11 protein-coding genes are annotated in these 14,275 nt (G+C 55.6%); 3 read left to right on the forward strand and 8 right to left on the reverse strand.

The genetic code is table 11. The features are described 5' to 3' along the window. Positions 1–8 precede the first annotated feature (8 nt). Together ACB040_RS12935 and ACB040_RS12940 are read right to left on the reverse strand one after the other, a co-directional pair. Positions 9–590: a DUF1349 domain-containing protein gene (locus tag ACB040_RS12935; protein WP_371155075.1), complete on the reverse strand. Its 582-nt coding sequence runs from the start codon at positions 588–590 to the stop codon at positions 9–11. Between the two features lie 224 nt (positions 591–814). After that, a complete protein-coding gene (locus ACB040_RS12940) occupies positions 815–1,192 on the reverse strand; it encodes a hypothetical protein (RefSeq protein WP_005338113.1) in 378 nt (125 codons plus the stop codon). A gap of 573 nt (positions 1,193–1,765) precedes the next feature. Between ACB040_RS12940 and ACB040_RS12945 the strand changes: the two genes are divergently transcribed. Next, positions 1,766–2,974, forward strand: a complete 1,209-nt coding sequence (locus ACB040_RS12945) for a hypothetical protein (RefSeq protein ID WP_371155077.1) — start codon at positions 1,766–1,768, stop codon at positions 2,972–2,974. Continuing rightward, complete coding sequence (locus ACB040_RS12950; protein WP_371155079.1) at positions 2,971–4,302, forward strand: hypothetical protein; 1,332 nt, start codon at positions 2,971–2,973, stop codon at positions 4,300–4,302. Before ACB040_RS12945 ends, ACB040_RS12950 begins: the two co-directional genes overlap by 4 nt. A 122-nt stretch (positions 4,303–4,424) precedes the next feature. On the opposite strand, the gene thrC is transcribed toward ACB040_RS12950, so the two are convergent. From thrC to ACB040_RS12970, 4 genes are all read right to left on the reverse strand, one after another. Next, positions 4,425–5,714, reverse strand: coding sequence for a threonine synthase (thrC, locus tag ACB040_RS12955; protein ID WP_371155081.1), 1,290 nt, complete (start codon positions 5,712–5,714; stop codon positions 4,425–4,427). Next, positions 5,711–6,718 carry a homoserine kinase gene (thrB, locus tag ACB040_RS12960; RefSeq protein WP_371155083.1) on the reverse strand — a complete coding sequence of 336 codons (1,008 nt, stop codon included), beginning with the start codon at positions 6,716–6,718 and terminating at the stop codon, positions 5,711–5,713. Before thrB ends, thrC begins: the two co-directional genes overlap by 4 nt. A gap of 2 nt (positions 6,719–6,720) precedes the next feature. Next, on the reverse strand, positions 6,721–9,180 hold the full coding sequence (gene thrA / locus ACB040_RS12965; RefSeq protein WP_371155085.1) for a bifunctional aspartate kinase/homoserine dehydrogenase I: 2,460 nt from the start codon (positions 9,178–9,180) through the stop codon (positions 6,721–6,723). 250 nt (positions 9,181–9,430) lie between these two features. Beyond that, the gene (locus tag ACB040_RS12970; protein ID WP_371155087.1) at positions 9,431–10,138 is read right to left on the reverse strand and encodes a tRNA/rRNA methyltransferase; all 708 of its coding nucleotides are present in this window, start codon (positions 10,136–10,138) and stop codon (positions 9,431–9,433) included. Between the two features lie 206 nt (positions 10,139–10,344). On the opposite strand from ACB040_RS12970, the gene aceK reads away from it, so the two are divergent. Continuing rightward, positions 10,345–12,072, forward strand: a complete 1,728-nt coding sequence (gene aceK / locus ACB040_RS12975) for a bifunctional isocitrate dehydrogenase kinase/phosphatase (protein WP_058059117.1) — start codon at positions 10,345–10,347, stop codon at positions 12,070–12,072. A 79-nt stretch (positions 12,073–12,151) separates the two neighbouring features. Here aceK and tesB read toward each other — a convergent pair whose 3' ends face one another. Both tesB and rluB read right to left on the reverse strand, forming a co-directional pair. Next, on the reverse strand, positions 12,152–13,018 hold the full coding sequence (tesB, locus tag ACB040_RS12980; protein ID WP_005338122.1) for an acyl-CoA thioesterase II: 867 nt from the start codon (positions 13,016–13,018) through the stop codon (positions 12,152–12,154). A gap of 231 nt (positions 13,019–13,249) precedes the next feature. Then, the gene (gene rluB, locus ACB040_RS12985) at positions 13,250–14,173 is read right to left on the reverse strand and encodes a 23S rRNA pseudouridine(2605) synthase RluB (protein ID WP_005347347.1); all 924 of its coding nucleotides are present in this window, start codon (positions 14,171–14,173) and stop codon (positions 13,250–13,252) included. Positions 14,174–14,275: the final 102 nt, after the last annotated feature.

The raw sequence follows: 14,275 nt of genomic DNA on the forward strand, positions 1-14,275 counted from the left end.
CCGCTGACCTAGCTCAAATCATGGAGCGCCTTGCCAAGGGGCGCTGTGAGGCGCAAATCAGAGAAACGCACCGCCAGTCCCTGCCGCTCCGGTGTGCAGCACATCACCCCGATAAAGCAGCGCTCGCTTGGCGGAAACGGGGCGAGGCGCAGCAGCGGCCACACCTTGCCATCGGTGGAGTATTGCAAACGCAGGCAATCGGCCAGCCGGGTCAACCGCAGCCAGAAGCGGCGCGGATTACCGGGGAAAATGCCGGTGGCCCAGTCAGAGCGCGGATTGGTCAGCACGCTGCCGATCATCGGCTGATCGTCGTTGTACTCGATGCCAGCCTTGAGCCAGTGCGCGTCGTCTTGCAACAGCATCAGCCCCGCCTGATCGTAGAGGGTGGTGAACTCCCCCTCGACGCAGACCTGAAAGGTAAACTCACCCGCCACCTCGCAGCCATAGACATGGCCGCTGTGGCGCTCGAAGCCATACCAGGTGCTACGCCAAAAATCGGTCTGCTGGTCTGTCACCACCTGCAAACCGCCCTCTGTCTTGTGCCACTGGGCCGGTTCATTGAGCCAGCGCCATTCCATCCCTTCCATCATCCTGCTTTGCTCCCTTATCGCGCGTAATCCCGCACAAATGGGGCTCACCAACCCCTCGTCCGGTCACGGCAGGTTATGGCTGCGCCTCTGCGGAACCCATAAAAGGAGTCAATAGTGTCGCTATTGCCGTCCCGATACAAGGCTTGTGCGTTGCGCCATCAGTGCGCCCAAAAAGCGCGGGGGGCCTGATGGCCCCCCGCAAACACACCGGATGAGAAAATGCCTTACTTGGCGGCGCTATCCTTCACGCACTTCTGGACAAAGCTGTTCTTGGCCGCGCCAGCCAGCTTCTTGTCGGCCGCCGCCTTCTCGCACTTGGCCGCCGGATCCACTGCCGCGCCCGTCTTCACGCACTTCTGGATAAAACTGTTCTTGGCCGCACCGGCCAGCTTCTTGTCGGCGGCCGCCTTCTCGCACTCGCCGGTCGCGGCGCCAGCGGCATCTTTCACGCACTTGCCGACAAAGCTGGTCTTGGCGGCGCCGTTTAGCTTTTTGGCCGCAGCCTGCGCCTCGCACTGCAACTGGGCTGCGTCGTTGGCAAAGACCGGATTGGCCAGCAGCACGCTGCCGCAGAGCAGGCCGAACAGGATGGTACGCTTCATGGGTGATCTCCTCTCTATCTGGTGATGTGTTTGCATGGTCATATTTGCATGACGGTGTGTTGCAAATGGCTGTGATTGCAACAGCTGATTGTTGTCGCAGATCCCCCGCCTCGCCAGCTTGGGAGCGGAGCACAGGGCAACCATCGCCCGCACTATAGCGCCGATTGCCGGAGCTGGGTTGCCCCCAGCCAGCCCCTCCTCAGCGGCAAGCCAGCCACGTTATTCCAACCCACGCACGCCAACTCCAATAAAATCAAGGGTCATGGGAATCCCGCCTCCGGCCACATCCTTTTATTGAGCCAGCGCAAAAAATCAGTCATTACTGACACTTACGTCACTTTTTGACTGGTGCGACCAGATTCGATTGGCTTAACATAGCCATCTGGTGCCTATTCATCTGCGATGGGCTGCTGCCCCGCTGGTTAATGGAGCAATTTGGAAGCTGTAATCCACGGGCGGTAGCGTGGGATTTGGTGGCGTTACGCCTCACCCAATAATGTGGGTGTCCCAGATTTTACTCTTCTTATTAGAATATAAGAGCCTCCCTACCCCACACTTTATATTGGTAAAGATATGAAATTCAAAATTCTAGACAAGAAAAGTGAAAAGAACAGCACTTGTTTTCTATTGCGCTCATCGCTGGAAAACTATATATCACACATCCCTAATAATTATGACGATTATGAAATACAACGATCTATTGTAAATAACTCATACCTAGATAGACTTGTATACACCGTATTAAATAAAGGGCATATACCATCTATCACTCTCATAACAGATGAGAGCGCGGAAAGCATTGAAAATGGTTATGTTAGAGATTTTAAGATATTGGATGGTTTACAGCGAACACATAGATTAAAGGTTATTTTTGAGACCAAAAATCTTTTTTTGGAAAAGAAAGCATACATAACCAGTGATATTAGCGACTTTCAAATAAAAAGAATGTTTAGAAATGAATTATCTGAGATAGGCTCATCAGGAAACATTTTCATTGCAATAAAAGATTATTATGAGAAACATGGTGGCGATGAACTAAATAGTTGTTTTGTTGATAACTACCAGTGGTTTGAAATATGGAGTGGTTTATCACCGGATGATGAAGTAAGAAAGATGTTAGTACTAAATGCAGGACATAAACCTGTCAATATAAAACATCAACTTGAGTTATTATTCCAAAATCTATTACCAATTTTTGAGGGGGTTAAATCCGGCGATGTGAGAATTGTAAGGGAAAAAAACATATCAAGTGCCGAGTTTAGCAAAACACGTGAGGTTGGAATCTATCATTTCTCTCACTTAATATCCTCTCTAATCTCCTATATTGAATGCAAACCTATATCAACAAATACCAACTTCATTTCAAAAATACAAGATGATGAGACAAAGCTAGATGAGTTGTCCACGTTGTTCACATATTCATTCTTAGAGCTATTCATCCAATCAATATATAAATTAGACAAAGCGGCAGACGAATGTTTTAATGATATAGGTGTTCAATGGATAGGTAGAGAAGTATCATTGGTATCGGTCTTTGCTGCATTAGGAAAAAAATCAAAAACTGAGCAAGACTTGTCATTTTTAATTAATTCTCTCTGTGCAAACTTTCAGAAATTAAACCTAGAAGATTACGAGCGCTGCAGAAACAATGTTGATCTATCTAAAGTAAACATTGGAAATGTCAATAAGAAAAATATCTATGATGCTTTATCTGACTTTCTAGAAAGTAACATGGATAATCCTATTGATTGGGATCGTGTATTTTCAGGGGTATTCGAATGAAAAAAGTTGATGCCTTATACTGTCTCCTGCTAGAGGAGCTCCATCAGCTATGCGAGAACGTTGAGCAGATGGAAGCATATTGGAATTTGCTTGGGGATGAGGATAAGAACTTATTCGATGACCTAACAGAAAAGCTTTCCAAAGAAAAAAGGGAGCTAGCCAAATGTAAGAGAGAATTATCAATATATGATGATTACGATTTATTAAAACAACTAATTTCTGATTTTCATGATAAATTCCAAACCTATCCAGGTCTTAACTCATTCAAAATGGATTATATAATAACCATATCGGAAAATATTTTTCATAATAGCTCAGTAATCCCGGATGAGAATGTTGCATTAGAACTTTGGCATACTGAGACGCAGCAGAATTTCAATATATCCGCCTATATATCCAATGTATTAGATATAGAGAAAACAGTTGCTTGGTTCTCCCCCTCTTCAAAAGAGTCAGTTAATGAATTAGTCAATACTAATACAAATATTGAGTGTTGGTACTCATTACTGATGGCAGCCGCGAGCATTGATTTTATTAATTCACAGCAATTGCTGTTTTATTCAAAAAGACATCATGACAACGGCGTTACCAAGGAAAACATTTTAGCCTTATTAAAAATTCACATGGCTTCATCTGGACTTGAGATAATACCCTCGCCAATTTATTCAAAAAAACCATCTAACTCTTCATTGAATCTATATTGTCCAAGTCAAAAATACCTCCAATTTATGGATGTAATAGGTATACTAGGCGAATACAATAATAGGAGTGATGTTCTATCGAAATATCTTTCAATATTCCATGTAATAGAAAACTTTATGTTCAAGGAGCCAATAGTCAGCCTTGAAAGATCTACACCTGGCTCGATGTTTTCAATAAGAGACTTCAAGCGACTTTATAAGTCTGTCGATGTTGATGAATCAAGAGCATTGAACAAGTTATTTAAACGTGTATTTAACATGCGATTTGGAAATAATACTTTCAAAGTATATTCTCATCAACTGTGGGTAGATTTTTTAACACATAACCATGCGAATCAAGGCGAAATTGATAACTTTTTAAGATCACTAACAATTAAAGATATGAATGCTATTACAGAAGGAAGCTTCTGTGATTTTATATCAAGAGTCACATATCAAACTAGATGTTCGATAGTTCATAATAAAGAAACTGAACTTCATATATCCAGTCAGAATTACCCTCTCGGCTGCAAGCTAATTTTGGAAGAGTTTTTGCTGGTTTTTTTAGAGGAAATGATTTTTTTACTAATAAGCACAGAAAATGATATTGTATGGTATTCTTCAAATACCGTAAGGTTGTGGGCGTAGTATTTCTTACCCCAATTTAATTAAAAAATCTCAAAACATGTTTAAAACCAATCTATCTATGTAAAAAAATCCCCCGTTTACCGGGGGATTTTTATTTCTATCGATTATCTCAGCTCAGCAGCTTAACCCACCAAAAACGCCCTTAACCGGGCAAACTCCGCAGGCAAATTAACAGAGAGCAGCGGCAGTTCGGCGTGTTTGGCGAGCGGGCCGGGCAGCGGCACATCGAGATTCAGGATCTCGTCCACCGACTCCTTGAACTTGGCTGGATGGGCGGTGCAGAGGAACACCCCCACTTCGTCCTCGGCCAGCTGTTCCCCCAGCAGATCCCAGGCAATGGCGCCGTGAGGCTCGCAGAGGTAATCCTGCTGGTGCAAACACTTAAGGGCATCGCGAGTCTGGGCGTCGTTACGCATGCCAGAACCCAGGGTCTCCAGCGCCCAACCCTTGCGACGGCAGAGCTCTTCCACTCGCGGCCAGTTGTTGGGGCGGCTCACATCCATGGCGTTCGACAGGGTTGCCACTGTCTGGTGCGGCTCCCACTGACCGGTTTTCAGGTAGCGCGGCACGGTATCGTTGGCGTTGGTGGCGGCGATAAAGCGCTTCACCGGCAGCCCCAGCGCCTTGGCAATCAAGCCTGCGGTGAGGTTGCCAAAGTTGCCGGACGGCACGCTGATCACCGCCTTGGCGCGGGAGGCTTTGGGCAACTGGGCCACCGCTTCGAAGTAGTAGCAAACCTGCGCCAACAGACGGCTGATATTGATGGAGTTGGCGGAGTTGAGGCCAATGGCCTTTTTCAGCGCCTCGTCGTCAAAGGCCTGTTTTACCAGCGCCTGACAGGCATCGAAGTCGCCGTCGATGGCGATGGTGCGGATATTGCCGCCGAGGGTGCAGAAGAGCTTCTCCTGCAAGGGGCTTATCTTGCCCTTGGGATAGAGGATCACCACCTCGATCCCCTCCAGCCCGTAGAAGGCGTGGGCCACGGCGGCGCCGGTATCGCCGGAGGTGGCGGTGAGGATGGTGATCTTGTCACTCTTTTCGGCAGAGACGGTTCTAAACGCCGCGAGGCACTGGGCCATAAAGCGGCCGCCGAAATCCTTGAACGCCAGAGTCGGGCCGTGGAACAGTTCGAGGGCATAGGTGTTGTCCTTGAGCTTCACCAGCGGCGCCGGGAAGGTGAAGGCGGCGTTGACAAGCTCGCTCACCTTGGCGGCGGGCACTTCGTCCCCCAGCAGGTGGCTCAGGATGCGGGCAGAGCGTTCGGCCAGCGGCAGATCCAGCAGGGCATCCACATCGGCGAGCGGTTCGAGTTGTTCGGGGAAGAAGAGCCCCTGTTCGCGACCCAAGCCCTGACGCACCGCCTGCGCGAAGCTCACCTGTTCGCTGTTGTCCTTGATGTTGTAGAGATTCATAGCTCGCTTCCTGTTACCCGTGCCCCGGCCATGTCCAGTTTGCAGACCCGGGCAAATCCATCTTCGTTCTGCACGAAATGTGCTTCCATCCAATCCTTCATCCGCTCGGCCTGCGCCAGATCCTTCATCACCACAAACACGGTGGGGCCGGAGCCGGAGATGCCGGTGGCCAGCGCCCCGTTCTGGGCCGCCTGCGCCCGCACCTCGGCAAAGCCTTCGATCAGCGCCGCGCGGTAGGGCTCGGCAATCACGTCTTTCAAGACGCTCGCCGCCAGCCCCTCCTGCCCGGTGTAGCTGGCGTGGACAAAGGCAGCCAGGCGACGGCCATAGGTGAGGCAATCCTGACGGCGATATTGGGCCGGCAAAATGGCGCGGGCAGCAGCGGTCGAAACCACGGTACCCGGGTAGCAGACCACCCAGTACCACTGATCGAACACCGGAATACCCTGACTGATAACGCCGTGCTCTTCCAGCACCAGCTGCATGCCGCCCAGATAGCAGGGGGCCACGTTGTCGTAGTGAACGGAGCCGGAGATTTTGCCTTCCATCTCCCCCATCAGCAGCAGCAGGTCGTGTTCATTGAGCGGCGCGCCGTGAAAGGCGTTGAGGCCCTCCAGCGCCGCCACCACGCTGCAAGCGCTGGAGCCCAAACCCGAGCCGACCGGCAGGTTCTTCTCCAGCACCATTTCGAGCGGCTTGAGGCCAAGGCCGCGCTTCTCCAGCGCCTCGCCATAGGCGACCCAGCAGTCGTAGAGGATATTCTTTTTCGGATCGTCCGGCAGCTTGTGGGCGTAGCGGCCCACGGCAGAGAGGGCGAACGGCACATCTGCCCCTTTCACCTGCACCCGATCGCCGAGCAGGGAACCATCAACGGGGGCGAGCGCCGCCCCCAGTACATCGAATCCCACGCTCAGGTTGGCGCTGGAGGCAGGCGCGTAGGCGACCACGCTTCTGTCATTACCCATGGCGCCTTCCGCCATATAGGGGTTCATCTCTGAACTCATGCTTATAGCTCCTGCTTCCAGTTCTGGGTGCGCAGCACGTCGGCAAAGACGCCCGCCGCGGTCACTTCGGTACCGGCGCCATAGCCGCGCAGCACCAGCGGGATCGGCTGGTAGTAGGTGGAGAAGAAGGCGAGTGCGTTCTCCCCGTCTTTGACCTTGAACAGCGGCTCGTCGGCGCCGACCGCCTTGATGGCGACCTTGCACTTGCCACCTTCGATGGAGCCCACATAGCGCAGCACCTTGCCCTGAGCTTGCGCGGCTGCGAACTGGTCGCGGAACCAGCCGTCAGCCTCCGGCAGGCGAGCCATAAAGGCTTCTACATCGCCGCTGGCGTCAAAGCCCGGCGGCAGCGCCTGCTCCACTTCCACATCGGAGAGCTCCAGCGCCATGCCGGCTTCACGAGCCAGAATGAGCAGCTTGCGCGCCACATCCATACCGTTGAGATCATCGCGGGGATCCGGCTCGGTAAAGCCGTTGCTGCGGGCGATTTTGGTCGCCTCGGAGAAGGCCATCCCCTCGTCCAGCTTGCCGAAGATAAAGGAGAGGGAACCGGAGAGAATGCCATCGAAGGCACGCAGCTTGTCACCGGCCTTGATAAGGTTCTGCAGGTTCTCGATAACCGGCAGGCCCGCACCGACGTTGGTCTCGTACAGGAACTTGCGGCGAGTCTGGCGGGCAGTGCGGCGCAGCGCCTTGTAGTAATCGAGCGAGCCGGTGTTGGCCTTCTTGTTCGGGGTAACCACATGGAAACCGGCGGCGAGGAAGTCGGCATACTGGACGGCTACTGCCTCGGAGGAGGTGCAGTCAACGATCACCGGGTTGATGATGTGGCTATCTTCCACCAGCTTTTTCACCCCTTCCAGCGAGAAGCTGTCGCGGGCTTCCACCAGCTGTTCGCGCCAGTTGGCGAGGTTCAAGCCATCCTTGTTGACCGCCATCTGGCGGCTGTTGGCGATGCCGACCACGCGAAGGCCAGTGCCCTGCTCGGCCAGTACCGGCTGCTGGCGGGCAATCTGATCCACCAGCGCGGCACCGACGCCGCCGACCCCGACCACAAAGAGATCGATAAACTGCTGGCTGCCAAAGAAGTTCTGGTGGCACGCCTTGATGGCTTCCGCCACCTTGCGATCCCGCACCACCGCGGAGATGGAGCGCTCGCTCGACCCCTGCGCGATGGCGACGATATTGATGGAGGCTTGTGCCAGCGAGGTGAAGAAGCGGGCCGCCATCCCCTTGCTGGTGCGCATTCCGTCACCGATGAGGGAGATGATCGCCAGATCGCTGATGATATCCAGCGGCTCCAGCAGCTGGTTTTTGAATTCGAGCTCGAACTCGCGCTCCAGCACCTTGCGAGTCTTATCCTGGTCGTAGCTGTGGATACAGAAGCTGACGCTGTACTCGGAAGATGACTGGGTGATCAGCACGATACTGACCCCGGCGCGGGAGACGGCTGAGAAGATACGACCGGCCATGCCGACCATCCCCTTCATGCCGGGGCCGGAGACGTTGAACATGCACATGCCGGAGAGATCCGAGATGGCCTTCACTTTCAGGTCATCATCGCCGCTCTCGGGACCAATCAGGGTGCCCGGCCCTTGCGGGTTGAAGCTGTTCTTGATGAGGCAGGGAATATGGAACTGGGCCACCGGCGCGATGGTTTTCGGGTGCAGCACCTTGGCGCCGAAGTAGGAGAGCTCCATCGCCTCCTTGTAGGAGAGGGTTTTCAGCAGGTAGGCATCCGGTACCAGACGGGGGTCACAGCTGTAGCAGCCTTCGACGTCAGTCCAGATCTCGCAGCACTCGGCATCGACACAGGCGGCCAATACGGCTGCGGAGTAGTCGGAGCCGTTACGACCCAGCAGCACGGTCTCACCCTTGTCGCTGCCACCGGTAAAGCCCGGCATCAGGTAGAGGCAATCGCTACGCAGACCCTTGGCGGCAAAGCGCAGGCGGGAGGCTTCGATATCGACATGGGCTTCCAGATAGCCGCCGTCGGTGACCAGCAGCTCTTCCGGTACGATCAGCTCCAGATCCAGACCGCGCACCCGCAGCAGCTCGTGCATAAAGGCGATGGAGAGGTTCTCGCCACGGCTCAGAATGCGCGCCTGCACGTTGTCCGGGCAGAGGCCCAGCAGACGGATGCCCTGCATCAGCCGCTCCACCTGATCCAGCTCGGCGGTGAGACGGGCCAGCAGCGCCTTGTCATCGAGCGCCGGATAGGCCGCCTTCAACCCGGCCAGCAGGCGGGAGAAGATGCCGTTGACTTCAAACAGGGTGGAACTGGCATCCATGCCGCGACTGGTCTGTTCCACCAGCGCCACCAGATGATTGGTCACCTTGGCAGGTGCAGACAGCACCAGGGCTACCTGAGATTGGCCGTGGGTGTTGACCGCGATATCGGCCACCCGTAAAAAACGCTCTGCATCGGCCAGTGAAGACCCGCCAAATTTCAACACTCTCATCGCTTTCTCTCCCTGTAAATCTATGAAATTCAATCTAAAAACCAATCCAACAAAAAGGCCCGTACTGGGTGGGTACGGGCCTTTTCTGATTTCTGTGCTTGTTCGTCAGCGCATCAACCGGCCCCAGTGCCACCTGTGGTGGTACCGGTAATAATGGTGGTGGTGATGACGTTGGTGAATAACTGCATGACGAACACTCGTTGACGAAGCTGGCTTTTAGCAATACCGCGGCGGGCGATAGGCTGTCAACTTAAACCTCTTTGCCAAGTTTGCGCGCAAGGTCTTTGCAGAGCAGGTGGAGCATGTTCAAATCCCGCTGCGGCAGCATGGGTACCCGGTCCATCACCCACTGATGCAGTTTTTCATCCTGCGAAACTCCGAGTTCACCCAGCAATTCTGCTGTTTTGCATTTAAGCACCCGAACCTGCCCGGCGTTATCAAAATTTTCTGCTACTGCCGCGCCGCCGTCGGCATTGAGCTCATCCATCAGCTGACTCATCTCGTAGGCGTAGAGCATGATCGCCTGCCCCAGATTGAGGGAGGGGTAGCTCACCTTGAGGGGCAGATAGCTGATGAGATCGACCTCGGCCAGCTGCTCGTTGGAGAGTCCCGACTCCTCGCAGCCAAAGACGATGGCCACCTTGTTGAGTGAAGGTTTGCTGCGGATCTGCTCGCGGATCTCCCCCGGGGTGAGGTAGTGCTGGTAGCGACCGCGCTCACGGGCAGTGGTGGCGATCACCAGATCCATGTCCGCCAGCGCCTCGGGCAAAGTCTCGAACGCCTCGGCCTGAGCCAGGATCTCCTGGGCGCCGTGGGCCACCCAGCTCGCCTCCTCTTCTTCGTGTACCCGGCTAGCCACCAGTCGCATGGCATCGAATCCCATGGTTTTCATGGCGCGGGCAGCCGCCCCCACGTTCGCAGGTCGGGCAGGTGCCACCAGGACAAAATAGAGCTTCATCGGGTTTCCTCACAGGCCGGACGGCCTCTCAAACAGACAGCAAACAGTCGCTAAACCATCACCAAAACAGGGGCGCAATCTACCGTTTATCCCCGAAAATTGCCACTTGAACAGACGTTTGAATGTTGCGATAGTGGCCTGACGTGTGAACAAATTACACCCAATCCTTCGCGCTATCGGCCCGACAGATCACAAGGAAGAGAGAGATGCAGCAGCCATTGGAACAGGCCGTCGCCGAGACCATCTTGCAACGGTTCGAGTCGTTTTACAGCCGGTTTCTCGAGATAACCCAGGGCAGCAAGAGCCGCTTCGAGAACAGTGACTGGCTGGGGGTGCAGCTCGCCGGGCGCGAGCGTATTCGCCTCTATGACCACCATGTGGGGGCCACCGCCAGCTCCATCCGCCAGATGATGGGGGAGCACCACGCCACCCAGGAGCTGCTCAAGCGGGTCAAGAGCGCCTTCAGCGATCTGCTGCCCCGTTGTGACAACTTCGAGGTGGCGGAGTCCTTCTTCAACTCCGTCTATCGCCGGATCTTTCGCCATCGCAATATCCGCGACGAAAACCTCTATATCCACCCCTTTGTCAGCCGTGGCGAAAAACCGGACCTGAGCGCCCTGCTGCGCATCTATCGCACCGATCTGGCCCACCTGCCGCAGACCCTGAGCCAGCTTTTGGGGGATTACAGCTTCACCCTCCCCTACGAGGACAAGCAGCGGGATATTGTCGACATCCACCGCCATCTTGCGGAGAACGGCCCACAAATACTCCATGATGAACCGTTTGCCATCGAACTCTTGAAAGAGGTGTTCTACCGCAACAAAGGGGCCTATCTGGTGGGGCTGATCCGGGCCCGGGATCAGGTCTTCCCCTTTATCCTGCCCCTGCTCAGCACCGGCCACAGCATCTATGTGGACACGGTGATCTTCGAGCCGGATCTCGCCTCCATCGTGTTTGGCTTCGCCCGCGCCTACTTTATGGTCTATGCCCGTGAACCGGCGCTGTTTGTCGCCTTCCTGCGCCAGATCATGCCCCACAAGCCCGATTACGAGATCTACAACGCCATCGGCTGCCAAAAGCACGGCAAGACCGAGCTCTATCGTCACTACCGCCATCATCTGGCCCAGAGTCGGGATCAGTTCATCATTGCGCCGGGCATCAAGGGGATGGTGATGAGCGTGTTTACCCTCCCCTCCTACGATGTGGTGTTCAAGGTGATAAAAGACGAGTTCACGCCCCCCAAGGATGTGAGCCACGAGCAGGTGAAGGCGAAATACCGGCTGGTAAAACAGCACGACCGGGTTGGCCGCATGGCCGATACCCAGGAGTTCACCAACTTCGAGTTTCCGCTGGACCGAATCTCGCCCGAACTCCTTGCCGAACTCAAGACGGTGGCCCCCTCGGCACTCACCATCAGCGACGACAAGCTGGTGATCAAGCACCTCTACACCGAGCGCAAGATGATCCCGCTCAACCTCTATCTGGACAAGGCGGACGAGCAGCAGACCCGCCTCGCGCTGGAGGAGTACGGCAACGCCATCAAGCAGCTGGCGGCGGCCAACATCTTCCCGGGGGACATGCTGTTCAAGAACTTTGGCGTCACCCGCCACGGCCGGGTGGTCTTCTACGACTACGACGAGATCTGCTACATGACGGAGTGCAACTTCCGCCAGATCCCGCCGCCTCGCTACCCCGAGGATGAGTGGAGCGCCGAGCCCTGGTACTCGGTGGCCCCCAACGACATCTTCCCCGAGGAGTTCGCCACCTTCCTGCTGCAAAAGCCACAGGTGCGCGAGATCATGCTGCAACTGCACAAGGAGATGTTCGACGCCAACTACTGGAAGATGCTGCAGAGCAACATCAAGGTGGGGGTGTTCGAGGATGTCTATCCCTACCGGCGCAAGAAGCGCTTCAAGTACCAGCGCGGCGGCTGATCCCGCAGCGCCCGCCCACATCGCAGCAACGAAAACGGGGTGGCCCAAGCTACCCCGTTTTGCTATCCGCTTTGAGGCCTTAACTGCCGCGACGGCGGATCACCCCCTCCTGCATGGTGCTCGCCACCAGCACTCCATCACGGGTAAAGAACTGGCCGCGCACCAGACCGCGACCGCTGCTGGCGCTCGGGCTGTCTACCACGTAGAGCAGCCAGTCGTCGAAGCGGAAATCCCGGTGGAACCACATGGAGTGATCGATGGTGGCCACCTGCATATCCGGCTCCCAGTACGACACCCCGTGCGGCTGCAGCGAGGTGAGCAGGAAGTTGAAGTCGGAGGCGTAGGCCAGCAGGTATTTGTGCACCCGCAGATCGTCCGGCATCTGACCGTTAGCCTTGAACCAGACGTGACGCACCGGATCCTGCACCGTCGGCCGAATAGGGTCGACCAAGGTCACCGGACGCATCTCGATGGGCTGCTCGCAGAGGATCTTGTCCCGCAGGGAGGCCGGGATCAGGTTCTCGTAGGGGCGCACCAGCTCCAGCTCGCTCTTGAGCTCCTCCGGCGGGGTGATGCCGGTGGGCATCTGCGCCTGATGCTCGAAACCATCAGCCGGCACCTGAAACGAGGCGTTGAGATAGAAGATGGGCTTGCCGCCCTGAATCGCCTTGACCCGGCGGGTGGAGACGGTCTGGCCGTCACGGATATTCTCCACGTCATAGACGATGGGACGGGTCACATCCCCCGGACGCAGGAAGTAGGAGTGAAAACTGTGAACCTGACGGCCGGTCTCGACCGTCTGCTTGGCAGCTGACAAGGCCTGCCCCATTACCTGTCCGCCAAACACGGCCCGCAGACCGAGATCCTGGCTCTGGCCCCGAAACAGGCCCTCCTCGATTTTTTCCAGCGCCAGCAACGCCAGCAGCTCATCAAGTACCTTGCTCATCGTTCACTCCTCTATCAGAGCCGCACAGGCTAACAAGCTCACCGGAGCAGAGCAACCGCAGCGGCGAGTCTGCGGGCAAACAGACGACAGAAATTCCCCTCAACGTCTCACCAACCCCCCTTTTACCAGCCAGGGGGGTTGATACAAAAAGGCCCGCACCATCTGGTGCGGGCCTTTGCTTGGCCGACTGTGCGCTATTTGACGGCGCGCAGTTCACAACGGGCTATCGGCTTACTTGCTGCCGGTGCCGGAGTTGCGGGTAGAGGCTTGCGGCTTGCGACGGGCGGTGGTGGCGCGGGCGCGCGGCTCTTTGCCCTGCATCTCTTTGTGACGCTGCACGGCGCGACGGATCTGGGCGGCCTGCTTGTGACGGCTGGTTTTGCCATCCTGCTGCAGATCGACCTTGGATTCGGTCTCCGGCGGCAGGTTGACCAGACCGCGCAGGTAGTTCACTTCTGGCAGTTTCAGCTCTTGCCAGCCGCCGCGCGGGATGCCGCGGTCCAGCTTGACATCACCGTAGCGGATCCGCATCAGGCGGCTCACCTGCACTTCCTGGGATTCCCACAGGCGGCGCACTTCACGGTTGCGACCTTCGGTCAGGGTGACGTTGAACCACTGGTTCAGCCCCTCACCGCCAGCCGGTTTGATCTTGTTGAACTTGGCGGTGCCATCTTCCAGCTGCACGCCCTTGCGCAGACGCTGCAACATGGCTTCGGTGATCTCGCCAAAGACACGTACCGCGTATTCCCGCTCCACTTCGTGGCTCGGGTGCATCAGGCGGTTGGCCAGCTCACCGTCGGTGGTGAACAGCAGCAGACCGGAGGTGTTGACGTCGAGGCGGCCGACCGCGATCCAGCGGGCACCTTCCATCTTGGGCAGACGATCAAACACGGTGGGACGACCTTCCGGATCGTGACGGGTACACATCTCCCCTTCCGGCTTGTGGTAAGCCAGTACGCGGCAGATCACTTCCTCTGCGGCACGGGTCTTGACCTGGTGACCATCCACCCGGATCACGGCGTTCACTTCGACGCGATCCCCCAGTGTGGCGACCTTGCCATCCACACTGACCCGACCTGCGGTGATCAGGGCCTCCATCTCACGACGGGAGCCGTGACCCGCGCGGGCCAACACTTTTTGCAGTTTTTCACTCATCGGGGTTACCTGATTGTTGATCGCTGCCCACTGGTGAAAGGGGCAACGGGGTTAACTGTAACAAACGCCGGTTGGAGCACTCGCCACAGTTGAAAAATGTAT

The sequence above is a fragment of the Aeromonas sp. S11(2024) genome (assembly GCF_041402345.1).
In the GTDB taxonomy this organism is placed as follows: domain Bacteria; phylum Pseudomonadota; class Gammaproteobacteria; order Enterobacterales; family Aeromonadaceae; genus Aeromonas; species Aeromonas veronii.

What these genes read in the sequence shown, in the direction of transcription:
- ACB040_RS12935 (WP_371155075.1), bottom strand. Translation starts at nt 590, where the DNA reads ATGATGGAAGGGATGGAATGGCGCTGGCTCAATGAACCGGCCCAGTGG.
- ACB040_RS12940 (WP_005338113.1), bottom strand. Translation starts at nt 1,192, where the DNA reads ATGAAGCGTACCATCCTGTTCGGCCTGCTCTGCGGCAGCGTGCTGCTG.
- ACB040_RS12945 (WP_371155077.1), top strand. Translation starts at nt 1,766, where the DNA reads ATGAAATTCAAAATTCTAGACAAGAAAAGTGAAAAGAACAGCACTTGT.
- ACB040_RS12950 (WP_371155079.1), top strand. Translation starts at nt 2,971, where the DNA reads ATGAAAAAAGTTGATGCCTTATACTGTCTCCTGCTAGAGGAGCTCCAT.
- thrC (WP_371155081.1), bottom strand. Translation starts at nt 5,714, where the DNA reads ATGAATCTCTACAACATCAAGGACAACAGCGAACAGGTGAGCTTCGCG.
- thrB (WP_371155083.1), bottom strand. Translation starts at nt 6,718, where the DNA reads ATGAGTTCAGAGATGAACCCCTATATGGCGGAAGGCGCCATGGGTAAT.
- thrA (WP_371155085.1), bottom strand. Translation starts at nt 9,180, where the DNA reads ATGAGAGTGTTGAAATTTGGCGGGTCTTCACTGGCCGATGCAGAGCGT.
- ACB040_RS12970 (WP_371155087.1), bottom strand. Translation starts at nt 10,138, where the DNA reads ATGAAGCTCTATTTTGTCCTGGTGGCACCTGCCCGACCTGCGAACGTG.
- aceK (WP_058059117.1), top strand. Translation starts at nt 10,345, where the DNA reads ATGCAGCAGCCATTGGAACAGGCCGTCGCCGAGACCATCTTGCAACGG.
- tesB (WP_005338122.1), bottom strand. Translation starts at nt 13,018, where the DNA reads ATGAGCAAGGTACTTGATGAGCTGCTGGCGTTGCTGGCGCTGGAAAAA.
- rluB (WP_005347347.1), bottom strand. Translation starts at nt 14,173, where the DNA reads ATGAGTGAAAAACTGCAAAAAGTGTTGGCCCGCGCGGGTCACGGCTCC.